At 38.1% G+C, this 19,338-nt stretch carries 22 protein-coding genes and 1 other annotated feature; of the genes, 1 reads left to right on the forward strand and 21 read right to left on the reverse strand.

The features are described 5' to 3' along the window. Positions 1-87: 87 nt before the first annotated feature. The 5 genes from U9R83_RS22910 to U9R83_RS22930 all read right to left on the reverse strand — a co-directional run bounded on the left by U9R83_RS22910 (position 88) and on the right by U9R83_RS22930 (position 3,956). The gene (locus U9R83_RS22910) at positions 88-318 is read right to left on the reverse strand and encodes a YrhC family protein (RefSeq protein WP_028411668.1); all 231 of its coding nucleotides are present in this window, start codon (positions 316-318) and stop codon (positions 88-90) included. Between the two features lie 81 nt (positions 319-399). After that, positions 400-1,533 carry a bifunctional cystathionine gamma-lyase/homocysteine desulfhydrase gene (locus U9R83_RS22915; RefSeq protein WP_115654932.1) on the reverse strand — a complete coding sequence of 378 codons (1,134 nt, stop codon included), beginning with the start codon at positions 1,531-1,533 and terminating at the stop codon, positions 400-402. Between the two features lies 1 nt (position 1,534). Then, positions 1,535-2,458 (reverse strand): PLP-dependent cysteine synthase family protein, encoded by a 924-nt coding sequence (locus tag U9R83_RS22920; protein ID WP_115654933.1) that lies wholly within the window; start codon positions 2,456-2,458, stop codon positions 1,535-1,537. Positions 2,459-2,601: 143 nt separating this feature from the next. Continuing rightward, positions 2,602-3,297, reverse strand: coding sequence for a 5'-methylthioadenosine/S-adenosylhomocysteine nucleosidase (gene mtnN / locus U9R83_RS22925; RefSeq protein WP_028411671.1), 696 nt, complete (start codon positions 3,295-3,297; stop codon positions 2,602-2,604). 17 nt (positions 3,298-3,314) lie between these two features. Further along, complete coding sequence (locus tag U9R83_RS22930; protein WP_014458163.1) at positions 3,315-3,956, reverse strand: class I SAM-dependent methyltransferase; 642 nt, start codon at positions 3,954-3,956, stop codon at positions 3,315-3,317. 138 nt (positions 3,957-4,094) lie between these two features. Here U9R83_RS22930 and U9R83_RS22935 point away from each other — a divergent pair, with 138 nt between their 5' ends. Further along, positions 4,095-4,310 (forward strand): YrzA family protein, encoded by a 216-nt coding sequence (locus U9R83_RS22935; protein WP_014458162.1) that lies wholly within the window; start codon positions 4,095-4,097, stop codon positions 4,308-4,310. A gap of 12 nt (positions 4,311-4,322) precedes the next feature. Here U9R83_RS22935 and U9R83_RS22940 read toward each other — a convergent pair whose 3' ends face one another. From U9R83_RS22940 to U9R83_RS23015, 16 genes are all read right to left on the reverse strand, one after another. Continuing rightward, the gene (locus tag U9R83_RS22940; protein ID WP_115654936.1) at positions 4,323-4,973 is read right to left on the reverse strand and encodes a YrrS family protein; all 651 of its coding nucleotides are present in this window, start codon (positions 4,971-4,973) and stop codon (positions 4,323-4,325) included. Positions 4,974-5,090: 117 nt separating this feature from the next. Further along, positions 5,091-6,857 carry a peptidoglycan D,D-transpeptidase FtsI family protein gene (locus U9R83_RS22945; protein ID WP_328575424.1) on the reverse strand — a complete coding sequence of 589 codons (1,767 nt, stop codon included), beginning with the start codon at positions 6,855-6,857 and terminating at the stop codon, positions 5,091-5,093. A gap of 122 nt (positions 6,858-6,979) precedes the next feature. Then, positions 6,980-7,537, reverse strand: a complete 558-nt coding sequence (locus U9R83_RS22950) for an isochorismatase family protein (RefSeq protein ID WP_371906138.1) — start codon at positions 7,535-7,537, stop codon at positions 6,980-6,982. A 119-nt stretch (positions 7,538-7,656) separates the two neighbouring features. Continuing rightward, positions 7,657-8,133: a transcription elongation factor GreA gene (gene greA / locus U9R83_RS22955; protein WP_013059279.1), complete on the reverse strand. Its 477-nt coding sequence runs from the start codon at positions 8,131-8,133 to the stop codon at positions 7,657-7,659. Between the two features lie 218 nt (positions 8,134-8,351). After that, positions 8,352-8,987: a uridine kinase gene (gene udk, locus U9R83_RS22960; protein WP_013059280.1), complete on the reverse strand. Its 636-nt coding sequence runs from the start codon at positions 8,985-8,987 to the stop codon at positions 8,352-8,354. 7 nt (positions 8,988-8,994) lie between these two features. After that, positions 8,995-10,257: a peptidase U32 family protein gene (locus U9R83_RS22965; RefSeq protein WP_013059281.1), complete on the reverse strand. Its 1,263-nt coding sequence runs from the start codon at positions 10,255-10,257 to the stop codon at positions 8,995-8,997. Positions 10,258-10,296: 39 nt separating this feature from the next. Continuing rightward, entirely contained in the window at positions 10,297-11,226 is a 930-nt protein-coding gene (locus U9R83_RS22970; RefSeq protein ID WP_014458158.1) for a peptidase U32 family protein, read from the reverse strand. Beyond that, positions 11,223-11,879: an O-methyltransferase gene (locus tag U9R83_RS22975; RefSeq protein WP_115654940.1), complete on the reverse strand. Its 657-nt coding sequence runs from the start codon at positions 11,877-11,879 to the stop codon at positions 11,223-11,225. The genes U9R83_RS22970 and U9R83_RS22975 overlap by 4 nt, the downstream gene beginning before the upstream one ends. A 181-nt stretch (positions 11,880-12,060) precedes the next feature. After that, positions 12,061-13,164: an endolytic transglycosylase MltG gene (gene mltG / locus U9R83_RS22980; RefSeq protein ID WP_014458156.1), complete on the reverse strand. Its 1,104-nt coding sequence runs from the start codon at positions 13,162-13,164 to the stop codon at positions 12,061-12,063. A gap of 412 nt (positions 13,165-13,576) precedes the next feature. Then, positions 13,577-13,861: a DUF1292 domain-containing protein gene (locus U9R83_RS22985; protein ID WP_013059285.1), complete on the reverse strand. Its 285-nt coding sequence runs from the start codon at positions 13,859-13,861 to the stop codon at positions 13,577-13,579. A gap of 154 nt (positions 13,862-14,015) precedes the next feature. Next, positions 14,016-14,432 carry a Holliday junction resolvase RuvX gene (gene ruvX / locus U9R83_RS22990; protein WP_209367886.1) on the reverse strand — a complete coding sequence of 139 codons (417 nt, stop codon included), beginning with the start codon at positions 14,430-14,432 and terminating at the stop codon, positions 14,016-14,018. After that, positions 14,433-14,702, reverse strand: coding sequence for an IreB family regulatory phosphoprotein (locus tag U9R83_RS22995; protein WP_013059287.1), 270 nt, complete (start codon positions 14,700-14,702; stop codon positions 14,433-14,435). Positions 14,703-14,786: 84 nt separating this feature from the next. Beyond that, positions 14,787-17,420, reverse strand: coding sequence for an alanine--tRNA ligase (gene alaS / locus U9R83_RS23000; protein WP_328575425.1), 2,634 nt, complete (start codon positions 17,418-17,420; stop codon positions 14,787-14,789). Positions 17,421-17,545: 125 nt separating this feature from the next. After that, positions 17,546-17,757: a binding site (T-box leader), on the reverse strand. A 51-nt stretch (positions 17,758-17,808) separates the two neighbouring features. Further along, positions 17,809-18,870 (reverse strand): AI-2E family transporter, encoded by a 1,062-nt coding sequence (locus tag U9R83_RS23005; RefSeq protein WP_013059290.1) that lies wholly within the window; start codon positions 18,868-18,870, stop codon positions 17,809-17,811. Between the two features lie 114 nt (positions 18,871-18,984). After that, positions 18,985-19,119 (reverse strand): YrzQ family protein, encoded by a 135-nt coding sequence (locus U9R83_RS23010; protein WP_013059291.1) that lies wholly within the window; start codon positions 19,117-19,119, stop codon positions 18,985-18,987. Positions 19,120-19,144: 25 nt separating this feature from the next. Continuing rightward, complete coding sequence (locus U9R83_RS23015) at positions 19,145-19,336, reverse strand: hypothetical protein (protein ID WP_013059292.1); 192 nt, start codon at positions 19,334-19,336, stop codon at positions 19,145-19,147. Positions 19,337-19,338 lie beyond the last annotated feature (2 nt).

A 19,338-nucleotide genomic window follows, 5' to 3' on the forward strand; every position in this document is an offset into this window, starting at 1 on the left:
AAACTGTTTTTTTGAAAAATAGGGAATTTTTTTATTTTTTTAACCCTCATAAAAAAAAGACGATGAATCATCGCCTTTTTGTATCTATTATTCTTTTTCTTTCATTAATTCTTTTTTTAGTTTTTTAGTTTGATAACTAAAATAAAAAGCAAGGGCGGTAAAAAGAATAACGATCGCTTCCATTATTCCAAGCTGCATATCACTTTTTTCACCTTGGCCAATCATAACACCAATATACAAGAATGTACTTACGGCTAGAAGGACGTAAATAAAGCGGCTGTAATCTTCAATTTTTGCTTTGATGTGTTGAGCTTTCATACAATCACCTTCTCAGTAGAATGTTATAACTCTACTCTATCATAGATCTATAGGTCTATAAAAATCCTATTTTTACCACCTTTATTCCAATGCTCTTTCTAAATCTTCAATTAAATCTTCTACATCTTCAAGACCTACAGAAATACGAATTAATCCATCTGTAATTCCTAGCTCTTTACGTCGGTCCCTCGGTATAGAAGCATGAGTCATTTTAGAAGGAATGGAAATGAGGCTTTCGATGGCTCCTAAACTTTCTGCTAATGTAAAATACTTCACTTTGCTCAGTACTTCTTCCGCTTTCTCTTCGCTTCCCACATCAAACGAAACCATTCCCCCAAAACCTCTTGCCTGCTTTTTAGCAATGAGGTGGTTTGGGTGGGTTTTTAATCCTGGATAATATACTTTTGCCACAGCAGGATGGGCAAGTAAAAATTCTACTATTTTCCCCGTATTGAATTCATGTTCTTCCATTCGTATTCCTAATGTTTTAATCCCCCTCATTAAAAGCCAAGAATCCTGAGGTCCTAAAATGCCTCCAGTCGCATTTTGAATAAAATGAAGGTCTTCAGCTAATTTAGGCGAATTCACCACTGCTAGCCCTGCTACAACGTCACTGTGTCCCCCTAAATACTTAGTTGCACTGTGCAGAACAATATCCGCGCCTTTTGCGATAGGATTTTGCCAATACGGCGTACTGAATGTGTTGTCAACGATGGTAAGTAAATGGTGTTGTTTAGCTACTGAAGAAGCATGCTGCAAGTCAGTAATTTTTAGAAGAGGATTCGTTGGAGTTTCAATAAAAATGGCTTTTGTGTTAGGGCGAATTTCTTTCTCGATATTTTGGATATCGCTTGTATCAATAAAAGTAGCTTCAATGCCAATACGGCTCAGCACTTTTGTGATCACTCGATACGTTCCTCCGTATACGTCATCTGTAATTAACACATGATCTCCGCTGTTAAACAGCATGAACACGGCTGTAGTAGCGGCCATACCAGAGCCAAACGCAAACCCAGCATACCCTCCTTCAATTTCTTTGATAAGTTCTTCTAGGGCGTGCCGTGTAGGGTTACCGGTTCTCGAATACTCATATCCCGTATGTTTTCCTGCTCCCTCTTGTTTATAAGTACTCACTTGATAAATAGGAACAGAGACAGCACCCGTCTGTTCATCGCCAACAATTCCACCATGAATCAACTGTGTTTTACGTTTCATCTTATCTTCCTCCACTGTAAATATTTTTACTTAAGTACCGTTCACTACTATCCGGAAAAATCGTGACGATATGAGCCCCTTTTTCTGCATTTTTTGCTTCGATCAGGGCTGCTTCGAAGGCTGCTCCTGAAGAGCTCCCTACTAGTAATCCCTCTTTTAAAGCCAACTCTTTCACTCTTTGAAAAGCATAAACATCTTCAACAGTATGAATAGCATTAAAATAAGACCGCTCCATATAATCAGGGATGAACTCCATTCCAATTCCTTCAGTTAAGTGAGGGCCGGATTTCCCTCCGTTTAAAATTGAACCTTCTGGCTCCACAATGACTGTTTTTAGAGAAGGATTTTTTTCTTTCAAAAATTTCGCTGTACCCATAAATGTTCCCCCTGTACCTGCCCCAGCTACAAACACGTCAACTTTTCCATCAAGCTGTTCATATATTTCTGGCCCTAAGGTTTTGTAATAAGTCATAGGGTTGGCCGGATTAGCAAACTGCTGAGGACAATAAGAATCAGGTATTTCACGCAGCAGCTCTTGAGCTTTGTTTATAGCACCTTTCATACCAGCTTCAGTAGGCGTTTGAACCACCGTTGCCCCCAAAGCTTTCATAAGCTGCTGTTTTTCAATACTGAATTTTTCTGGAACACATAGTATGACGTTTATGTCGTGCTGAAGAGCAGCTAAAGCGAGCCCGATCCCCGTATTCCCAGCAGTAGGCTCAACCACCGTTCCGCCTCGCTTCAGTCTTCCAGAGCCAAGAGCTTCTTGCAGCAGTTCTTTTCCTAAACGATCTTTTACACTTCCTCCTGGATTAACATATTCCAGTTTGGCAAATATCCTGATTTCCCTAGGTAAATCAAATTGTGTAATCTCAATCATAGGTGTGTTTCCAATCAATTCATGAACGTTTTTGGCTACCTTCATAATCTTGAACACCTCGTTATCGAAATAATATAACTTAACCTATAAATAAAGTAGGAATTAAGATAAAAATATAGTCTACACCCCATGTTATGACAAACGATGAAGAGTGTAGACGAAAACAAACTCTATATTTTACGAACAGCTTATTTTAATTTTGTAATAAAATTCAATACTAATTTCGTTGAATTAACAGCTGCTTTTTCTAAAAATTGCTCAAAAGAAACATTTGATTCTTTGCCGGCGATGTCAGAAAGAGCACGAAGAATAACAAACGGTACGCCAAATTGATAACATACTTGAGCAACAGCCGCTGCTTCCATTTCAGCTGCATAAAGGTCTGGAAACTTAGAGCGAACAAACTCTACGCGCACAGGATCGTTCATGAACGAATCTCCTGTAGCAATTAATCCTTTTACAATTTTCATATCCGTTACTTCAAGAGCACTTTCCTCAGCAAGACGAACTAGTTTTTCATCTGCTTTAAAAGCTGCAGGCAAGTTTGGCACTTGACCGTATTCATAGTTGAATACCGTTACATCTACATCATGATGACGAACTTCTGTTGAAATAACCGCATCCCCTACGTTTAACTCTGGATGGAAGCCGCCTGCTGATCCTGTGTTAATAACGTAATCAGGTTTGAACTTCTCTAGTAAGATGGCTGTAGATAACGCAGCATTTACTTTTCCAATACCTGATTTTAATAATACAACCTCCACGCCGCTGATTGTTCCTGTCGAGTATTCACATCCTGCGATTACTGTTTCTTGACGATTCTCAATTTTATCGCGTAAAATCGTCACTTCTTCTTCCATTGCTCCAATGATTGCTACTTTCATTTTAAAACCTCTTTCTACTATTGTTTCGTTGCCTCAAATACCCATACAAAGTGATTAAATTGTGTAAAGGTTATATGAAAACCATTGCTTTCAAAGATTTGCTTTAAGACGGGAATCGTTGTATAGTATTCCCTCTCGAGATCTTCTGCTAGTTGCGTATACCCTTTTTGTTTTGCCTGAACAATGGTATCAGCAAATGAATCTGCTGTTTCAAACATTGTATCAGCAAACACTATTTTACCACCGGTTTGAAGTAACTTTCCATAGTTTATCACAGCTTCTTCTTTTTCTTTATCTGTTAAATGATGAAAAGCATACGTACTAACTAAACTCTCTGCTGGAAACAATGATGTATCAAATTGTAAAAAGTCTCCTGGTGTGACTAAAACATCTGCCCCTAATTTCTGGTGTGCCAATTGCCTCATTGGTACTGAAGGTTCAATTCCTACTACAGTCAGTTTTTTTTCTAACAGTTTTTTTGTTAAGTTTCCAGTCCCTGTTCCAAATTCTATCACATGCCCTATTGAACGGTCTGCTACATATTCTAAGATTTCATTATAATTGCGAAACACTTCTCTATACTGTTCATCTTTCCCGCTTACCGATGCATCATACTCATTCGCCCACTTTTCAAAGATATCTAAAAACTCTAGACCCATAAAAAACGCCTCCTCATAACTAATAATTCTTATGGATATAGTATGTTTTTAGCTATCGTTTGTTCTTCATTTACAAATATTTTAAGCTTTTAACTTTCTATTTGCTATACTATAGTAATGAGGTAAGGAGGTCGTAAGATGAACTTTGAATTTGAAATGATTGAAGATAAAATAGAATTTTTTGAAGCGCCTGATGTTAAAGTACTTGAGAAACAAATTGCTGAAAAAATTGATCAAAATAAAGCGATTTTACTTGAGGTGCATAGCGTATCTCATCAAATGTCTGTGGACTATGAACAAGGTAAAAAACTGTACTCTGCAGTTGTTCATTTCAAAATAAAAAAGCAGCGCTAGCGCGCTGCTATTTTATTGAAGCTTATCCACTACTGCGGGCTTCCAGCCTTCTCCATCTACCCATTCAATTTGAACGCGGTATTTTGTTGAGGAGTTGCCTTTAGGACTAACCGTAGCTACCGCTTTACCTACGCCACCGTTATTCCCTAAACGCCATACGGTCATATTGCTTGGGCTAATGCCTGACCCTTCGCCTACAGCTTTTAGCATTTCGTTCCAATCCGTTGATCCTTTTTTATATGTTGCTGCAGGAGCATCTTGTGACGTACCTACTGAATCCCATGAAGGATCTACCTTGCGTTCTGCCACGCCAGGCTCTGGATTTTTCTCTACTTCAGCCTGTGAATCTGAGTCGTTTGATTCTTCATCTGTTGCTTGATCATCTTCAGAGCTTTGGTCATCTTCAGAACTTTGATCTTCCGTTGCTTGATCATCTTTCGAAGAATCATCGTCTTTTTTAGCCGTCTTGTCCGTTTTTTGGTCATTTGTTTGCGGATTGTTTTGAGTTGTTTCCGCTTGGTTATCCGATTTATCCTTGTTTCCAAGAATCATCGTACCACCGACAAATACAATTAAAACTGCTACGACAGCAATTAACAGATTATATAATCGGTTTACTTTTTTTTCTTTGTTTTCGTGTCTTGAAGAACGATTGTTATTCATTGCTACAATTTCCTCCAACTTTTATAATGCTTTATTCTAACATGTGTTTTCTTATACATGAAGCATCAAAATTTATTTGAAGTATATTTGTAATATTTTTTACAAATTCTTCTTGTTTTAACGTGTATTTAAGTCATACATCCCTTTAACAATATCATAAAATACGCTGTTTGTGGGAGATATCGCACTTTTTGTATTTAAATCCACTACTACCATTGCATATTTTGGATCATCTGCAGGAAAGTAACCCGCAAACCATTTATTGACGATATCGTCTTTCACATTGATTTCAGCAGTTCCTGACTTTCCTGCCACTTCATAAGGAAGCGTTTGAAATCTTCTTCCTGTTCCTTTTTCGCTCTGTACGACACCTTTTAAAAGCTGCTGCATAGAATCAGCTGTGGCTTTATTAAGGGTATCTCCTTTTAGCTCATGCTCTTTAAACGTATACAATGACGTGTTGTTTTTATACTCTAGCGCATCTACAGCTTTTACCTGTTTCTTTTCTCCTCCGCGTGCAATTGTCGCCATCATATTTGCTACTGCAAGCGGAGTCACTTTTACGTCAAGCTGTCCAATTGCCGTTTGCGCTACAGCATTTGGTACTTTTTTTTCTCTTGTATTTGTCCAAACTCTTCCCGATTTTTCTCCTAAAAACTGCTTAAAATGTTCAAAGTGGAACACATCACCTGTCCATCCTACAGGCTGAATAAGCCCTAACTTATCAGCATATTGTTCAAGGATATTCGGATTAGATATTATCATTTCTTTTGCTAGCTGGGCAAACGTTGCATTACAACTTTGCGCGAAGCTTTCTTCAAACGTCAGCTGCCCTTTCTGATGATCTTCTTCTACATTATTGCCATAAATACTTTTATCGCAGTTATAGGTCAAAGAAGGCTGAATTTTATTTTGTTCAAGCGCTGCAGCAGCTGTTACGGTTTTAAATATAGATCCAGGAGTTTGTGGCGTCAGCAAACGATTTTCTACGCTGTCTGAACCATTTTGCTTTTTAAATGGATCTTTCTTATTAATCGAAGGCCTACTGGCCATCGCAATTACTTTATTGTTTTTTATATCAATTAAGACAGCTCCTCCGTCTTTTAACTTATAATGATTTAATGTATTCTCCACCAGCTCCTGAGCAGACAAATCAAGCGTCGTACGCACACTGACTGGATAATAAGGGTTAGCTGTACCCGTGTATTTTACATCGATGCCAAACATAGGCCCACCTAGGCGATCAACATGATAAAGGAGCTTAGACTCCTGTTCAGGCAGCAAAAACTCGTCAAAAGCCCTCTGCATCCCTGAGATACCTACAGGCGTAGTTGATTTAATTGCTCCATTTTTCAATTTGTCACTATACTTCTCTTCAATTATTTGTTTGCTTTGTGCCTCTAGTCCGATTAAATGTTCAGCAAGAGGAACTGGACGCTCATCTTTTAGAGGAATTCCAAATACGCCAGGTACCTTTAATACATTTATTTTTTCGACTTGTGCATGGGATAATTCTTTTGTAATAACAACCGGTGTTTTAGCATTCGCTAGTCTGTTAGTTAGTTCCTTTGGTTGCATTCCCACGATTTCACTTACTTGCTGAACAGGCCACTTCATTTTTTCTAAAAATGGAAACAGGACTAAGCGATTATGCGTGATAGATGTTAAAGACTGTCCATTTTTATCTTCAAATTTCCCTCGCCCGTCATCTACCACCATTTCCTGCGTACGCTGTTTTACGCTTCCTTCAATTAAGTTGATCTTTTTGTCAGTAAAAGATTCTGTGCTGACAAGCTGGAGTTGAACAAGACGTGCTCCCAGTCCGCTAATTAATAATAAAATAAAAATAAGAGTAATATAAATTCGCTTGTGAATTATTTTCATGACTACACCTCACTCTTTACAAGTGTCGACGTTGCCATTACTTTTAAAACCATTATCTTAAGAAATATTCATTCTTTTTTTCATTTCACAAAAAAACTTGCTGAATCAGCAAGTTTTTATTATTAATTTTCCGTTAAAAATTGTTGAGTTGTTCTTAGCTTTCCTATTTTCGGAAAGATGTAAGAAAGAGTTGCTTCATGCTCTTCTTTTGTAAATGTCGCCATGGCATCCGTGATAAAAATTTGGTTATACCCATACTGAAATGCTTCACGAGCTGTACTTTCCACACCAATATTTGTTGCAATTCCGCAAAGGACAATTGTATCAATTCCTCTTCGGCGAAGCTGAAGATCTAAATCTGTCCCAAAAAAGGCTCCCCACTGACGTTTTGTTACAATGTAATCACTCTCTTGAACATTAAGTCTTGGATCAAATTCCGCCCAATCTGCAGGTCTTTCTTGAGGAGCAGATGGCTTTTGATCCGTTTCTGGCATCAACGCATCTTTTCCATCTTGAAAATCTACTCGTACAAAGCTAATAAATCCATTTTGTTCGCGGAAACGATTCACAAGCTGAACAGATTTCTCCACAATTTCGTCTCCTCCAATTGGAACAATCCCTTTTTGTAAATCAATTAAAACAAGCGCTGTTTTAGTAAAATCGATATCTTTCATCTTCATCTTTCCTTTCTTACATATCTTTTCTATTCTCTCCGCTTTTTAAAATCATATAAAAAAAGCTGACGCGTGTCAGCTTTTTTACTTACGAGCATTCAGTAGAACGCTTCCAACCATATGCTTTACTTAACAGATACAATTTTCACTGACATATCTCCACCAGGAGTTTGAACAGTTACTTGATCTCCAATTTGTTTGCCCATTAGACTTTTAGCAATTGGCGAATCATTTGAAATTTTCCCTTCAAACGGATCTGCTTCTGCACTACCTACAATTGTATACGTTTCTTCATCACCATCTGGCAATTCTACAAATGTTACAGATTTACCTAATGATACAATAGAAGAGTTTTCTACATCTTCTTCAATAATTTTTGCATTGCGAATCATATTTTCAAGCGTTGTAATACGGCCTTCTACGAAAGCCTGCTCGTCTTTTGCAGAATCGTACTCAGAGTTCTCCGATAAATCTCCAAAACTGCGGGCGATTTTGATACGCTCTACAACTTCTTTACGTTTTACTGTTTTTAAATATTCTAGCTCTTGCTCTAGCTTTAGTTTTCCTTCTTCTGTCATTGGAAATACTTTTTCTTGTGCCATAATCCCTTCACTCCTTCTTGAACTCAAAATCTCTAGTGTATACAGTCGATTTCTGTATGTACAAAAAATTTTCCACTCTGTGGAAAAATCAGTTAATAGAGAAATGACAGCTTCAAAATAGAAGCTGCTCGTTTCTCTATTCTTTATAATGTTTGTGTTTAGTTAGCAGAATATGTCTGCATTGTCTTCAAAAAAATTCCTGCATCTATGCTATGTTATTATAAAATGGCATTTTGTTCAAGAATTGTTTGAATTTTAGTGACCATCAAGTCAATCGCTACGTGGTTTTGACCGCCTTCAGGAATGATAATATCTGCATAACGTTTTGTTGGTTCAACAAACTGATTATGCATCGGGCGAACGACAGATACGTATTGATCAACAACTGACTCAAGCGTACGCTCTCGTTCTTTAATATCACGAAGCATACGACGAATGATACGAAGATCCGCATCTGTATCTACGTATAGCTTGATATCCATTAAATTACGCAAGCGCTGATCTTCTAGTACAAGAATACCTTCTAAGATAATAACATCTTTTGGTTCTTCTCTAATTACCTTCTCAGAGCGCGTATGAATTGCGTAATCATATACCGGTTTGTCAATGCTCTCATAATTTAATAAGTTTTGCAAGTGTTCAATCAGCAAATCATTATCAAATGCTAAAGGATGATCGTAGTTTGTTTGCAAACGCTGTTCAAACGGTACATCGCTTTGATCTTTATAATAATAGTCTTGCTCAAGAAGCATAATAGAATGCCCTTTAAAATACTCATAAATAGCTTTGGTTACAGTTGTTTTACCAGAACCGGATCCACCAGCGATACCGATTACAACGGGCTTTTTCCCCATTTTATATTTAAATCCCCTTTCGCATCATGTTATATGAAAATAGAGGTTGGTCCACTTTAAATTTCACAATTTGCAGCGGATGACGCGCAGCATCTAGTTCATTGCCATCTTCGTCCCAAATTTTATCTATTTTTTGCGTAAAGTTTTTAATTTCCGGACCGAAAAATTCCACTTCTTCTCCCGGTTTAAAATAGTTACGCTGTTGCAATGTCACGATGCTTGTTTCTTCATCATAATTCAATACTAAACCAGCAAAATCAAATTTTGTTTTCTTGCCGTGTACGCCAAACATTTGCTCATCCACTCCAGGAACCCCTTCAAAAAAGGCAGGAGCCGTGTCGCGGTTTGCACATTTGTCTAGCTCATCAAGCCATTCTTTTTGAATCACAAAATTCTCAGGATCTGCACAATATGCGTCAATCACCTTGCGATATACGCTCACCACTGTTGCGATATAGTGAATCGACTTCATACGTCCTTCAATTTTTAAGCTATCAATACCCAGCTCAATCATTTGAGGGATAGATTGAATTAAATTTAAGTCTTTTGGACTCATTGCAAACGGATCATCTTGCTCATCAAATAAAGCCGTTTCCGTTTTACCGTCTTCTACTTTAAATAAATCATAGTCCCAACGGCATGATTGACAGCAGCCTCCGCGGTTTGAATCACGCGCTGTCATATGGTTACTTAGCACGCAGCGGCCTGAATAAGCAATACACATCGCTCCGTGAATAAAAGCTTCAATTTCAATATCCACTTTTTCTTTCATTTCGCGCATTTCTTCAGCACCCGTTTCACGAGCAAGTACAACACGTTCTAATCCTTCTTCTTTCCAGAACTGAACGGCTTTCCAGTTTGAAAGTGATTGCTGCGTACTTAAGTGTACTTCAAGCTTAGGTGCAACGCGTCGACAGGTTTCGATAATTAACGGATCAGCTACGATGATTCCAGAAACACCAGCGCGCTCTAATCCCATTAAATAATCTTCAAGTCCGTCCATATTTTCATTGTGAGCAAAAATGTTTGTTGTAACATAAATACGTGCGCCGTATTTGTTTGCAAACTGAACACCTTCCGCCATTTCTTCAAATGTAAAGTTATCTGCATTTGAACGAAGGCCAAACTCTTTTCCTCCGATAAACACAGCATCTGCTCCATAGTGTACGGCAACTTTTAATTTTTCAAGGTTACCGGCTGGAGCTAACAACTCAGGCTTCTTAGTAATAACTCGTTTACCTTCTACTACAGTATCGATTTGAACAGCCATCGTTTGTACCTCCTTTGTTTATCTTTCTTTGCATGCTTTTTAATATACCGTTTCTTTAAAGAAAAACCCTGTGTCTAACGGGCGGTTAATTGGCTGCAAGCTTTCAATTTCTTCTAACAAATCGTCTTTAACGTTTTCGTATTCTTCACGGTCATCTACACATAAATCAATCGCTTGACGATATTTTTTTGTTACTTCTAAAATATATTGCGGTGACTTTAATACGCCGTCAATTTTGAATACGTCTACTTCAGCGTCAATCATTTCGGAAAGCTCATCGATAATGCACATATCATTTGGACTCATAATGTGCGTTCCATTTTCATCTTCGAAAATTGGATACTTATTGTTTCGCTCATTATCAAGTAAAAACATATCTTTTTCTACTTTACGATTTTCAATTTCCATGACTTTTCCTTGATACTCAAAGTAGTTGCCAAGAAGTGAACGTTTTGATTGGAACATACACGTCATGCCATGCACCTGAACTTCAATTTCTACTTCGGCTTTTTCTTTAATATCAATGATGCTATCCATGCTTAGCTCACGAGCAAGAACTGCACGCTTAGCTCCTTTGCGGCCCCAGTAGTTACATGAATACCAGTTTGTTCCCGTTGTCTCGGTACTCCAGTGCATCTTCATTTCTGGAGCTGTTTCACGCACTGCCATTAATACAGCAGGATCTCCAAATACAATCGCATCCACGCTTGCCTCTTTTAAGAATAAAATATATTCATTTAATTCGGCGATTTTATCATTGTGAAATAATCCATTCATCGCTACGTAGACTTTTGCATTATGCTGATGAGCAATATTTACAGCTTCTACGATATCTTCACGTTTGAATTCACCTGCTAAACGCAAACCATAGCGCTGTTCACCAACCATAATAGCCGTTGCTCCAGCTTGTAGTAATGATTCGATTTCCGAAACTGCAGTTGGTGTCACTAATAGTTCTGGTTTTTTCATTCTTGGTCACCTCTTTTAATACTAATCGCGATTCCGTCTCCAATAGGGAGAATAGTTGTATAATAATCGGGATGATTCATCAGCCACGTATTGTATGCCTGAATTTTTTTAATTAAGCTGCGGCGTCGACGTGTTTCTACTTCCGCCAAATCGGTCGCTACGTGACCTTTAAATAGTACGTTATCCGAAATAATCATTCCTTTAGAAGATAGCATCGGCTCATAATGTTCGAAAAAACGCTGATACTGACCTTTAGCTGCATCGATAAAGACTGCATCATAAGGACCATGACGTTCAATTTCATCTCTAAGCTCAAGTGCATCTCCAAACAACGACACAATTTTATCTTGTTTTCCCGCCCGTTCAATAAACTCTTGCGCTTTTTGGTAACGCTCTTCATTTCGTTCTACCGTAACCACTCGTGCCTCTGGAAGCGCATGGGTCATTCGAATAGACGAATATGCAATCGCTGTTCCAATTTCTAATATATGTTTTGGCTGATGAAGACGAAGAATTTGCAATAGCGTTTCAACACCAATCAATTCCATAATCGGAACGTGATATTCTTTTGCATAAGCTTCCATTTCTTCAATAAGCTCCTGGCGCTTAGGAATAAGCTTTTCCACATACTGCTCTACGTTTTGTAAAAGCAAAACACTTCCTCCGTTCTCAGAAGTACATTTTACATTATGTTTTCATAACGTTTCATTACTGCAAAATAGTAAGACAACTAGTCTATTATAAGTTTTTTTCGTTTTTACGTAAACCCGATATATTTTAACATAAAAGATGGGGAATGCGAAGTATCGCGATTCCCCAATTTTAAATTTCCAATTATTTTTCGGTATTTTGCTTTTCTTTACCTGTAATATGCTTGGCTTTTTCTTTGTTATGTTCTTCTAACGTTTTGGTAAAAATAACTTTTCCTTCAGGTGTAGCCAAGAAGTATAAATAATCTGTATTGGCTGGATGTAACGCAGCTTTGATTGACATCAACCCAGAGCTGGCAATTGGTCCTGGAGGCAACCCTTTTACTTTATACGTATTGTAAGGAGAGTCCACTTCTAAATGCTTATAAAACACGCGGTCTTTATGCTCTCCTAAGGCATATAAGACGGTTGGATCCGTTTGAAGAGGCATGTCTTTTTCAAGGCGATTATAAAAGACGCTGGCAATTTTTTCTCGGTCGACTTTCGCAGTCGCTTCCTCTTCAATGAGAGAAGACATTGTTAACAATTTATGTGCACTAAATTTTTTCTTCTTCATTTGCCCACTGTACTGACCTAATACATTATTTGTTTTCCCTACCATTTTATCCAATATTTCATCTAACGACACATTTTTATCATAAAAATCATACGTAACGGGATATAAATAACCTTCTAGCGGATGTTTAATATCTTTTTGCATCACTTCATCCGTTACTAAATCTGGATATTTTTCTTTCATTTTATTGACGAATGCCTTATCGTCTAGCTTTTTCATGACTTCGTCTTTTGTAAACTTTGTATTTTTAGCAATGATATCAGCAATTTCGACAAGCTGGCGTCCTTCTGGAATGGTGACACGAATATCAGGTTGTTTTGAAACCTCGCCTTTTTCCATTTTTTCAACCATTTCCCCTAAGCTCATGGAAGGAGAAAATAAATACGTTCCAGCTTGAAATCCAGACACATGGGTTAATTTTACGTAATAGCGAAATGCACTTTTACTTTTAATTAAATCTTCTTTTTTCAATACCGTACCAATCGATTGGACGGAAGAACCTTGTGGAATGGTCACATTTACTTTTTTATTGCTGTTTCGATCCACGGGCGTTAAGCGGGATTGAGCATAGAAAAATGCACCGCCAACTAGTAAAAGAAGTACGATAATTGTAATAAAAATAAGTCGTTTTTTTCTTGAACGATTAGGTGGTAAAAATGTTTGTTGCGACAAGCAGCTTCCTGGTTAAATCTACTTCTGTAAAAGAAGATACAACCAGTTTCACCTCTTTTCTTCTTGGTTTTTTATAAGTATGAACAGAGAGGAGACATGAGATTACGATTCATTCGTATCGCCTATAGGTGTGAGATGGTATCGCTTCCTTAAACTCTCGCCTCTTCTAAAATTTTTCCATGATTTATGTTATTGTCTGCCCAAAGTCTAGTTTCATCCGTTCAAACAATGAATTCTTTTATTAAAATGCACTCTCACACGCAGGAATTATTATACTACAATTTATCTTATTTTTCGTCATTATCATACAATCTGCCCTAAGAATGCAAGGAAAAACCTTTTTATATCTAAAAATAACAGCCGCTATGTAAAAAAAAGCTGATAACAATTGTCATCAGCTTTTTCACTATAATTATTCGCCTTCTTCGTCAAGGAATGTATTAACCATTTCCTCAACCATGTCCCACTCTTCTTCTGTTTCAATCGGTTGAAGCTCACCGTCTTGACCATCTTCACTTGGTGTGAAAGCAGATGCATGAATTTCAATTTCCTCTTCATCATCTTGGTCTGCTCCGATTGGATAGTAAATTACATATGATTTGTTATATTGATCAGAATCAAATGTGAATAAAATTTCGCATAGCTGCTCATTTCCATTCTCATCGACGATTGTAATTTTATTTTCTTCTACGCTCATGTTTGCACCTCATTTTATATTGTAAGCTCTTAGCTTAACTTTTTCTTCAGCGAAAAGCAAGCCGTTCAGTTATTTCACTTCCCTTTTACGTACAAAAGAATATGCAAAAGGGAAATTCATAACTTGTCAGCTAAGGCAAAGCCTGCTGCTTTTCTTACTGTTTGCTGTCTAAGTATCCTTGAAGAATCATAACAGCTGCCATTTTATCGATTACTTTTTTGCGTTTCTTGCGGCTTACATCGGCAGACAGCAGTACTCGCTCCGCTGCCATCGTCGACAAGCGCTCGTCCCACATCATCGTTTCAATGTTAAGTTTTTCTGTGACATTGTCAGCAAACTCAATGCACGCTTCGCCTCGAGGGCCAATCGTACCATTCATATTTTTAGGAAGACCCACTACGATTTTCTCTACGGAATATTCGTCAATTAACTCCTGTAAACGAGGATATGATTGCTCCATCTGCTCATCTGCAATTTTAATTGTTTCAATTCCTTGCGCTGTCCATCCCATTTCATCACTAACTGCCACACCAATTGTCTTGGTTCCTACATCTAATCCTAATACGCGCATTTATGAATCCTTTCGATGCTGTTGTAAATAAGATTTAACAAGTTCTTCAATGAGCTCGTCTCGCTCTAACTGGCGAATTGTGTTTCTCGCATCGTTATGACGAGGAATGTAAGCAGGGTCTCCTGATAACAAATACCCAACGATTTGGTTAATCGGGTTGTAGCCTTTTTCTTGCAGTGCGTCATAAACCGTAAACAATACTTCATGTACGTTTGTTTCAGCTGGCTCATCTTGAAAATTAAATTGCATGGTTTTATCAAATGAACTCACGGTCCCACCTCACTCTCTTAATTTGTGAACACATTGTGCACTATGCTAAGTCTTATTTATATTGTACACCAAGAAAGAGGAGAATTAAACGGATTTAACCCATTCTTCTACAGTGCCAAGTGCTTTTTCAATTTGGCTAGCGTCTTTCCCTCCAGCTTGCGCCATGTCAGGGCGTCCGCCTCCGCCTCCGCCGCAAATCGTCGCTACTTCTTTGACAAGTTTGCCAGCATGATGGCCTTTAGCAATTAAATCTTTTGTTACACCAGCAATAATATTTACCTTTTCACCTTGTGGAGAAGCTAATACGATCACCGCAGATTCTAATTTTTGTTTTAAATCGTCGACCATTGCACGAAGGTTATTCATATCCGTTGCATTTACTTTCGCTGCTAGTACATTCACACCATTAATGTTTTGCACGCGGTCAACGAGATTGCCAGCTTCAATATTGCCAAGCTTTGTAGATAGTGAATCATTTTCACGCTGAAGGTTACGGATTTCTTCTAGTAATCCTTCTACGCGTCCTACTAAATCACGCGGATTGGATTTTACTTTTGCTGCAGCTTCTTTTAGTAAGCCTACTTGATCGTTCATTAACTGATAGGCAGCTTTTCCAGTTACAGCTTCAATGCGTCGAGTACCTGCACCGATTCCCGATTCTGATACAATTTTAAATAAACCGATAACAGATGTATTTGGCACGTGACATCCACCACATAATTCTAAGCTGTAGTCGCCTACTTGTACTACGCGCACGATATCTCCGTATTTCTCACCAAATAGTGCCATTGCACCCATCGCTTTTGCTTCGTCAATTGCTTTGTTTTCAATTTGTACAGAGATGCTGTCCCAAATCTTTTCATTAACGATTTGTTCAATTTTCTCAAGCTCTTCCTGTGTCACTTGACCAAAATGAGAGAAGTCAAAGCGCAAGCGATCCGCTGTTACTAAAGAACCCGCTTGATTAACATGCGTTCCTAACGTATCTTTTAATGCTTGATGCAATAAATGCGTTGCCGTATGGTTTTTCACAATCGCACTGCGGTTTTCTTCATCAAGCGTTGCCGTATATGTTTCACCTTTTAAAAGCTCACCGTTTGTTACAGATACCGTTTGGACATTTTGGCCGTTTGGCGCTTTTTGAACGTCTTTTACTTCAGCTGTTCCTGAAGCACTTTGGATCGTGCCTTGGTCCGCAATTTGACCGCCGCTTTCTGCGTAGAATGGCGTGTGGCTTAAGATGACTTGCGCTTCTGTTCCAGCCTCAGCGCGATCAACAAGCTCACCGTCTACAATAATTGCTTCAACAACTGTTTTTACTTCATTTTTATCATAGCCAACAAACTGACTTGCAACGGTTACTTCACCAAGTACGCCGCCTTGAACTTGCATAGAACTAGAATCTTGACGAGCAGCACGCGCACGCTCACGCTGTGCTTCCATTTCACGTTCAAAACCTGCATGATCAATTTTCATGTTCTCATCTTCTGCATATTCTTCCGTTAATTCAACAGGGAATCCATACGTGTCATATAAACGGAATACATCTTCGCCTTGTACTGTATCACTGTTTTGCGCTTTTTCCTTTTTAATAACAGTTGCCAAAATAGCTAGTCCGTCATTTAACGTTTCGTGAAAACGCTCTTCTTCATTTTTTACTACACGCTGGATAAAATCCGTTTTTTCCTTTACTTCCGGATAGAAATCAACCATGATTTCACCTACTACCGGCACTAGCTCGTACATGAACGGACGATTAATGTTTAACTTTTTAGCATAGCGAACTGCTCGGCGTAACAAACGGCGCAACACATACCCACGGCCTTCATTTGAAGGAAGCGCACCATCACCTACAGCAAATGTTACCGTACGAATATGGTCAGCAATGACTTTAAATGCCGTATCTTGCTCATCATTTGTACGATATTTAGCGCCTGAAATGTTTTCAGTTGCTTCAATAATTGGCATAAACAAATCTGTATCAAAGTTTGTTTGCACATCTTGAATAACAGAAACCATACGCTCTAAGCCCATTCCCGTATCAATGTTTTTCTTTGGAAGCGGCGTGTACGTATTATCAGGATTATGATTAAACTGAGAAAATACAAGGTTCCAAATTTCTAAATAACGCTCATTTTCTCCACCTGGATATAATTCCGGATCAGTTAGATCATTTCCATATGCTTCTCCGCGATCATAAAAGATCTCTGTATTTGGACCACTCGGACCTTCTCCGATATCCCAGAAATTACCTTCTAAACGAATGATGCGTTCTTTAGGCACGCCCATTTTTTCATTCCAAATCTTAAATGCTTCTTCATCTTCAGGGTGAACTGTTACAGATAGTTTATCTGCGTCGAATCCAATCCATTTATCGCTCGTTAAGAATTCCCATGCCCATTGGATTGCTTCTTCTTTGAAATAATCACCGATAGAGAAATTACCAAGCATTTCAAAAAACGTATGATGGCGAGCCGTTTTACCTACGTTTTCGATATCGTTTGTACGAATAGATTTTTGTGCGTTACAAATACGCGGATTTTGAGGAATAACACGACCATCAAAATATTTTTTTAATGTAGCTACTCCACTGTTAATCCATAATAAAGATGGATCTTCATGCGGAACTAAAGATGCGCTTGGTTCTACATCATGGCCTTTTTCTTTAAAGAAATCTAAATACATTTGACGAACTTGTGCTGACGTCAGTTTTTTCATGATTGGTCCTCCTTTAATACTCTTCTTATTTATAGACAAAAAAATGATGACATAAAAGCATCTATTTTCCCTGTGTCCAAAAGTAATTGCTAGTTATTTGCACACAAAAAAACTCTCATCCCTGTAGCAGGGACGAGAGTTGAACTCGCGGTACCACCCTGATTATAAATGCCAAAAGCATTTATCACCTTCATAGCGTTAACGTTGCTGACACGGCAGGTTTTAGCCTGCACTCTGGACTAGCGTTCCGCTGCTCTTTGTTTAGCGCTTCTTTCAGCCAAGGAAGCCCTTCTCTAAAAACCAGTGTGCAACGTACTCGATCCATCATTGTGTTCAAAATATGTAGCGTTTTCTTATGGCGATATTATGACAAATTAACCGCTCTTTGTCAATGTTTGAGCGTATAAGAGCGGATATGCAAAATAGATATTTTAATGACTGCTAAAATTGGCACAGCCAAAATGAGACCCAATACTCCTCCAAACTCTCCTCCTAAAAGGAGCGCAAGCATGATAAACAAAGGATGAATATGAAGACTCTTTCCTACGATAAGCGGAGACAGAACATTTCCCTCTAGAAACTGCAGCACAAAGATAATAATCACAATGGTGATAACCAGTTTTATCGAGATTGTGGCTGCAATAATAGCTGCTGGAACCGCGCCAATAATCGGGCCAAAATACGGGATGATATTCGTTACGCCAATAATAAAGCCTAAAAGAAGTGCATAAGGTACATGAAAGAACCACAGTGCTGCTGTGGCAATCACACCAATAATGAGACAAACAAAAAATTGCCCTCTAATGTAATTGCCGAGCGATTCATTCACATCCGATAAAAAACGTTCGCCTGGTTTGTGCCACTTTTTAGGTGTAACATAAGCTGTTGCTTTCTTAATAGAGGAAAAATCCTTTAGCATATAAAAAACAATAAATGGAATAATGATTAAAATCAAAAAAGAGGTAATCAATGATTTTAATCCTTCCGCCACTTTTGTAAGCCACACGTTGAGCGTAGCCTCTACATCATCAATGCTGCCTTCAATTTTTTCATGTACACCGTTTGGAAGTGAAGTTGTACGATCATGAATCGATTCTACCCAATGTCTATATGTATTCGTAAAATGAGGCAGCTGCTCGTTTAAATCTTTTACTTGTTCCACAAAAATAGGGTACGACTTATAGGCTCCAAATCCGATTCCTCCAAAAAAGATGATGTAGATCAGTAAAATAGCTAGAGGACGAGGCACGCCTTTGTCATGGGTTTTTTCAATAAGCGGATGAAGTAAATATGTAATGAATGCCGCAATAAAAAAAGGCAGCAGTGCTTTTAAAAACATGTAAATAACAGGAAGCCATAAAAACTGAACTTTAAAAAAGACTAATATGCACAGCAGCGCTAATAACAGCAGGCCGAATCTATAGAACCATTTGAATGAGCTATCTTTCAACGTAAACTCCTCCTCTCTTCTATTTTTTGATAAAGAAAGGAGTTTATACATGCAGTTGTCTCTTCTGCCTGTAAAAAAGCACTATTGCAGCTCAGTGCAATAGTGCTTTTTTTATTAGTGAATAGCTTTCATCATACGTTTACGCATTTTTTTCATATTTCTTTTTGTAAACATCTCTCGATCATCTGCCATTTTAAATGCATAAGCTCCAAGACCGAAAGCGACTACTGACGGAATGATTCTGCCCATTGCTCTTCCTCCCGGTAAAAAAGAATTAGAAATTGATTGTACGCTCGTCGTCTGAGAACAAATCATCAAGCGAGCTCAATGTTCCATCTTCTTCTACTTGGTGAGTATTAATTTGTCCTTTTGAAATAGTCATTTCAATAAAACAATTCCAGCAGTAATACTGATTTACACCAATTTTGCCAACGTCAATACTTTTACAGTTTGGACATTTAAACAAAG

Source organism: Priestia sp. LL-8 (genome assembly GCF_036227845.1).
Taxonomy (GTDB): domain Bacteria; phylum Bacillota; class Bacilli; order Bacillales; family Bacillaceae_H; genus Priestia; species Priestia zanthoxyli.

Excerpts from the sequence above, each read along its gene's own strand:
- U9R83_RS22945 (WP_328575424.1), bottom strand. The coding sequence starts at position 6,857 with ATGAAAATAATTCACAAGCGAATTTATATTACTCTTATTTTTATTTTA.
- U9R83_RS22940 (WP_115654936.1), bottom strand. The coding sequence starts at position 4,973 with ATGAATAACAATCGTTCTTCAAGACACGAAAACAAAGAAAAAAAAGTA.
- alaS (WP_328575425.1), bottom strand. The coding sequence starts at position 17,420 with ATGAAAAAACTGACGTCAGCACAAGTTCGTCAAATGTATTTAGATTTC.
- U9R83_RS22920 (WP_115654933.1), bottom strand. The coding sequence starts at position 2,458 with ATGAAGGTAGCCAAAAACGTTCATGAATTGATTGGAAACACACCTATG.
- U9R83_RS22935 (WP_014458162.1), top strand. The coding sequence starts at position 4,095 with ATGAACTTTGAATTTGAAATGATTGAAGATAAAATAGAATTTTTTGAA.
- U9R83_RS22915 (WP_115654932.1), bottom strand. The coding sequence starts at position 1,533 with ATGAAACGTAAAACACAGTTGATTCATGGTGGAATTGTTGGCGATGAA.
- U9R83_RS22985 (WP_013059285.1), bottom strand. The coding sequence starts at position 13,861 with ATGAGCGTAGAAGAAAATAAAATTACAATCGTCGATGAGAATGGAAAT.
- U9R83_RS22910 (WP_028411668.1), bottom strand. The coding sequence starts at position 318 with ATGAAAGCTCAACACATCAAAGCAAAAATTGAAGATTACAGCCGCTTT.
- U9R83_RS22970 (WP_014458158.1), bottom strand. The coding sequence starts at position 11,226 with ATGAAAAAACCAGAACTATTAGTGACACCAACTGCAGTTTCGGAAATC.
- udk (WP_013059280.1), bottom strand. The coding sequence starts at position 8,987 with ATGGGGAAAAAGCCCGTTGTAATCGGTATCGCTGGTGGATCCGGTTCT.
- greA (WP_013059279.1), bottom strand. The coding sequence starts at position 8,133 with ATGGCACAAGAAAAAGTATTTCCAATGACAGAAGAAGGAAAACTAAAG.
- mtnN (WP_028411671.1), bottom strand. The coding sequence starts at position 3,297 with ATGAAAGTAGCAATCATTGGAGCAATGGAAGAAGAAGTGACGATTTTA.
- U9R83_RS22965 (WP_013059281.1), bottom strand. The coding sequence starts at position 10,257 with ATGGCTGTTCAAATCGATACTGTAGTAGAAGGTAAACGAGTTATTACT.
- U9R83_RS23010 (WP_013059291.1), bottom strand. The coding sequence starts at position 19,119 with ATGGGCAGAATCATTCCGTCAGTAGTCGCTTTCGGTCTTGGAGCTTAT.
- U9R83_RS22930 (WP_014458163.1), bottom strand. The coding sequence starts at position 3,956 with ATGGGTCTAGAGTTTTTAGATATCTTTGAAAAGTGGGCGAATGAGTAT.
- ruvX (WP_209367886.1), bottom strand. The coding sequence starts at position 14,432 with ATGCGCGTATTAGGATTAGATGTAGGAACCAAGACAATTGGTGTGGCA.
- U9R83_RS22950 (WP_371906138.1), bottom strand. The coding sequence starts at position 7,537 with ATGAAGATGAAAGATATCGATTTTACTAAAACAGCGCTTGTTTTAATT.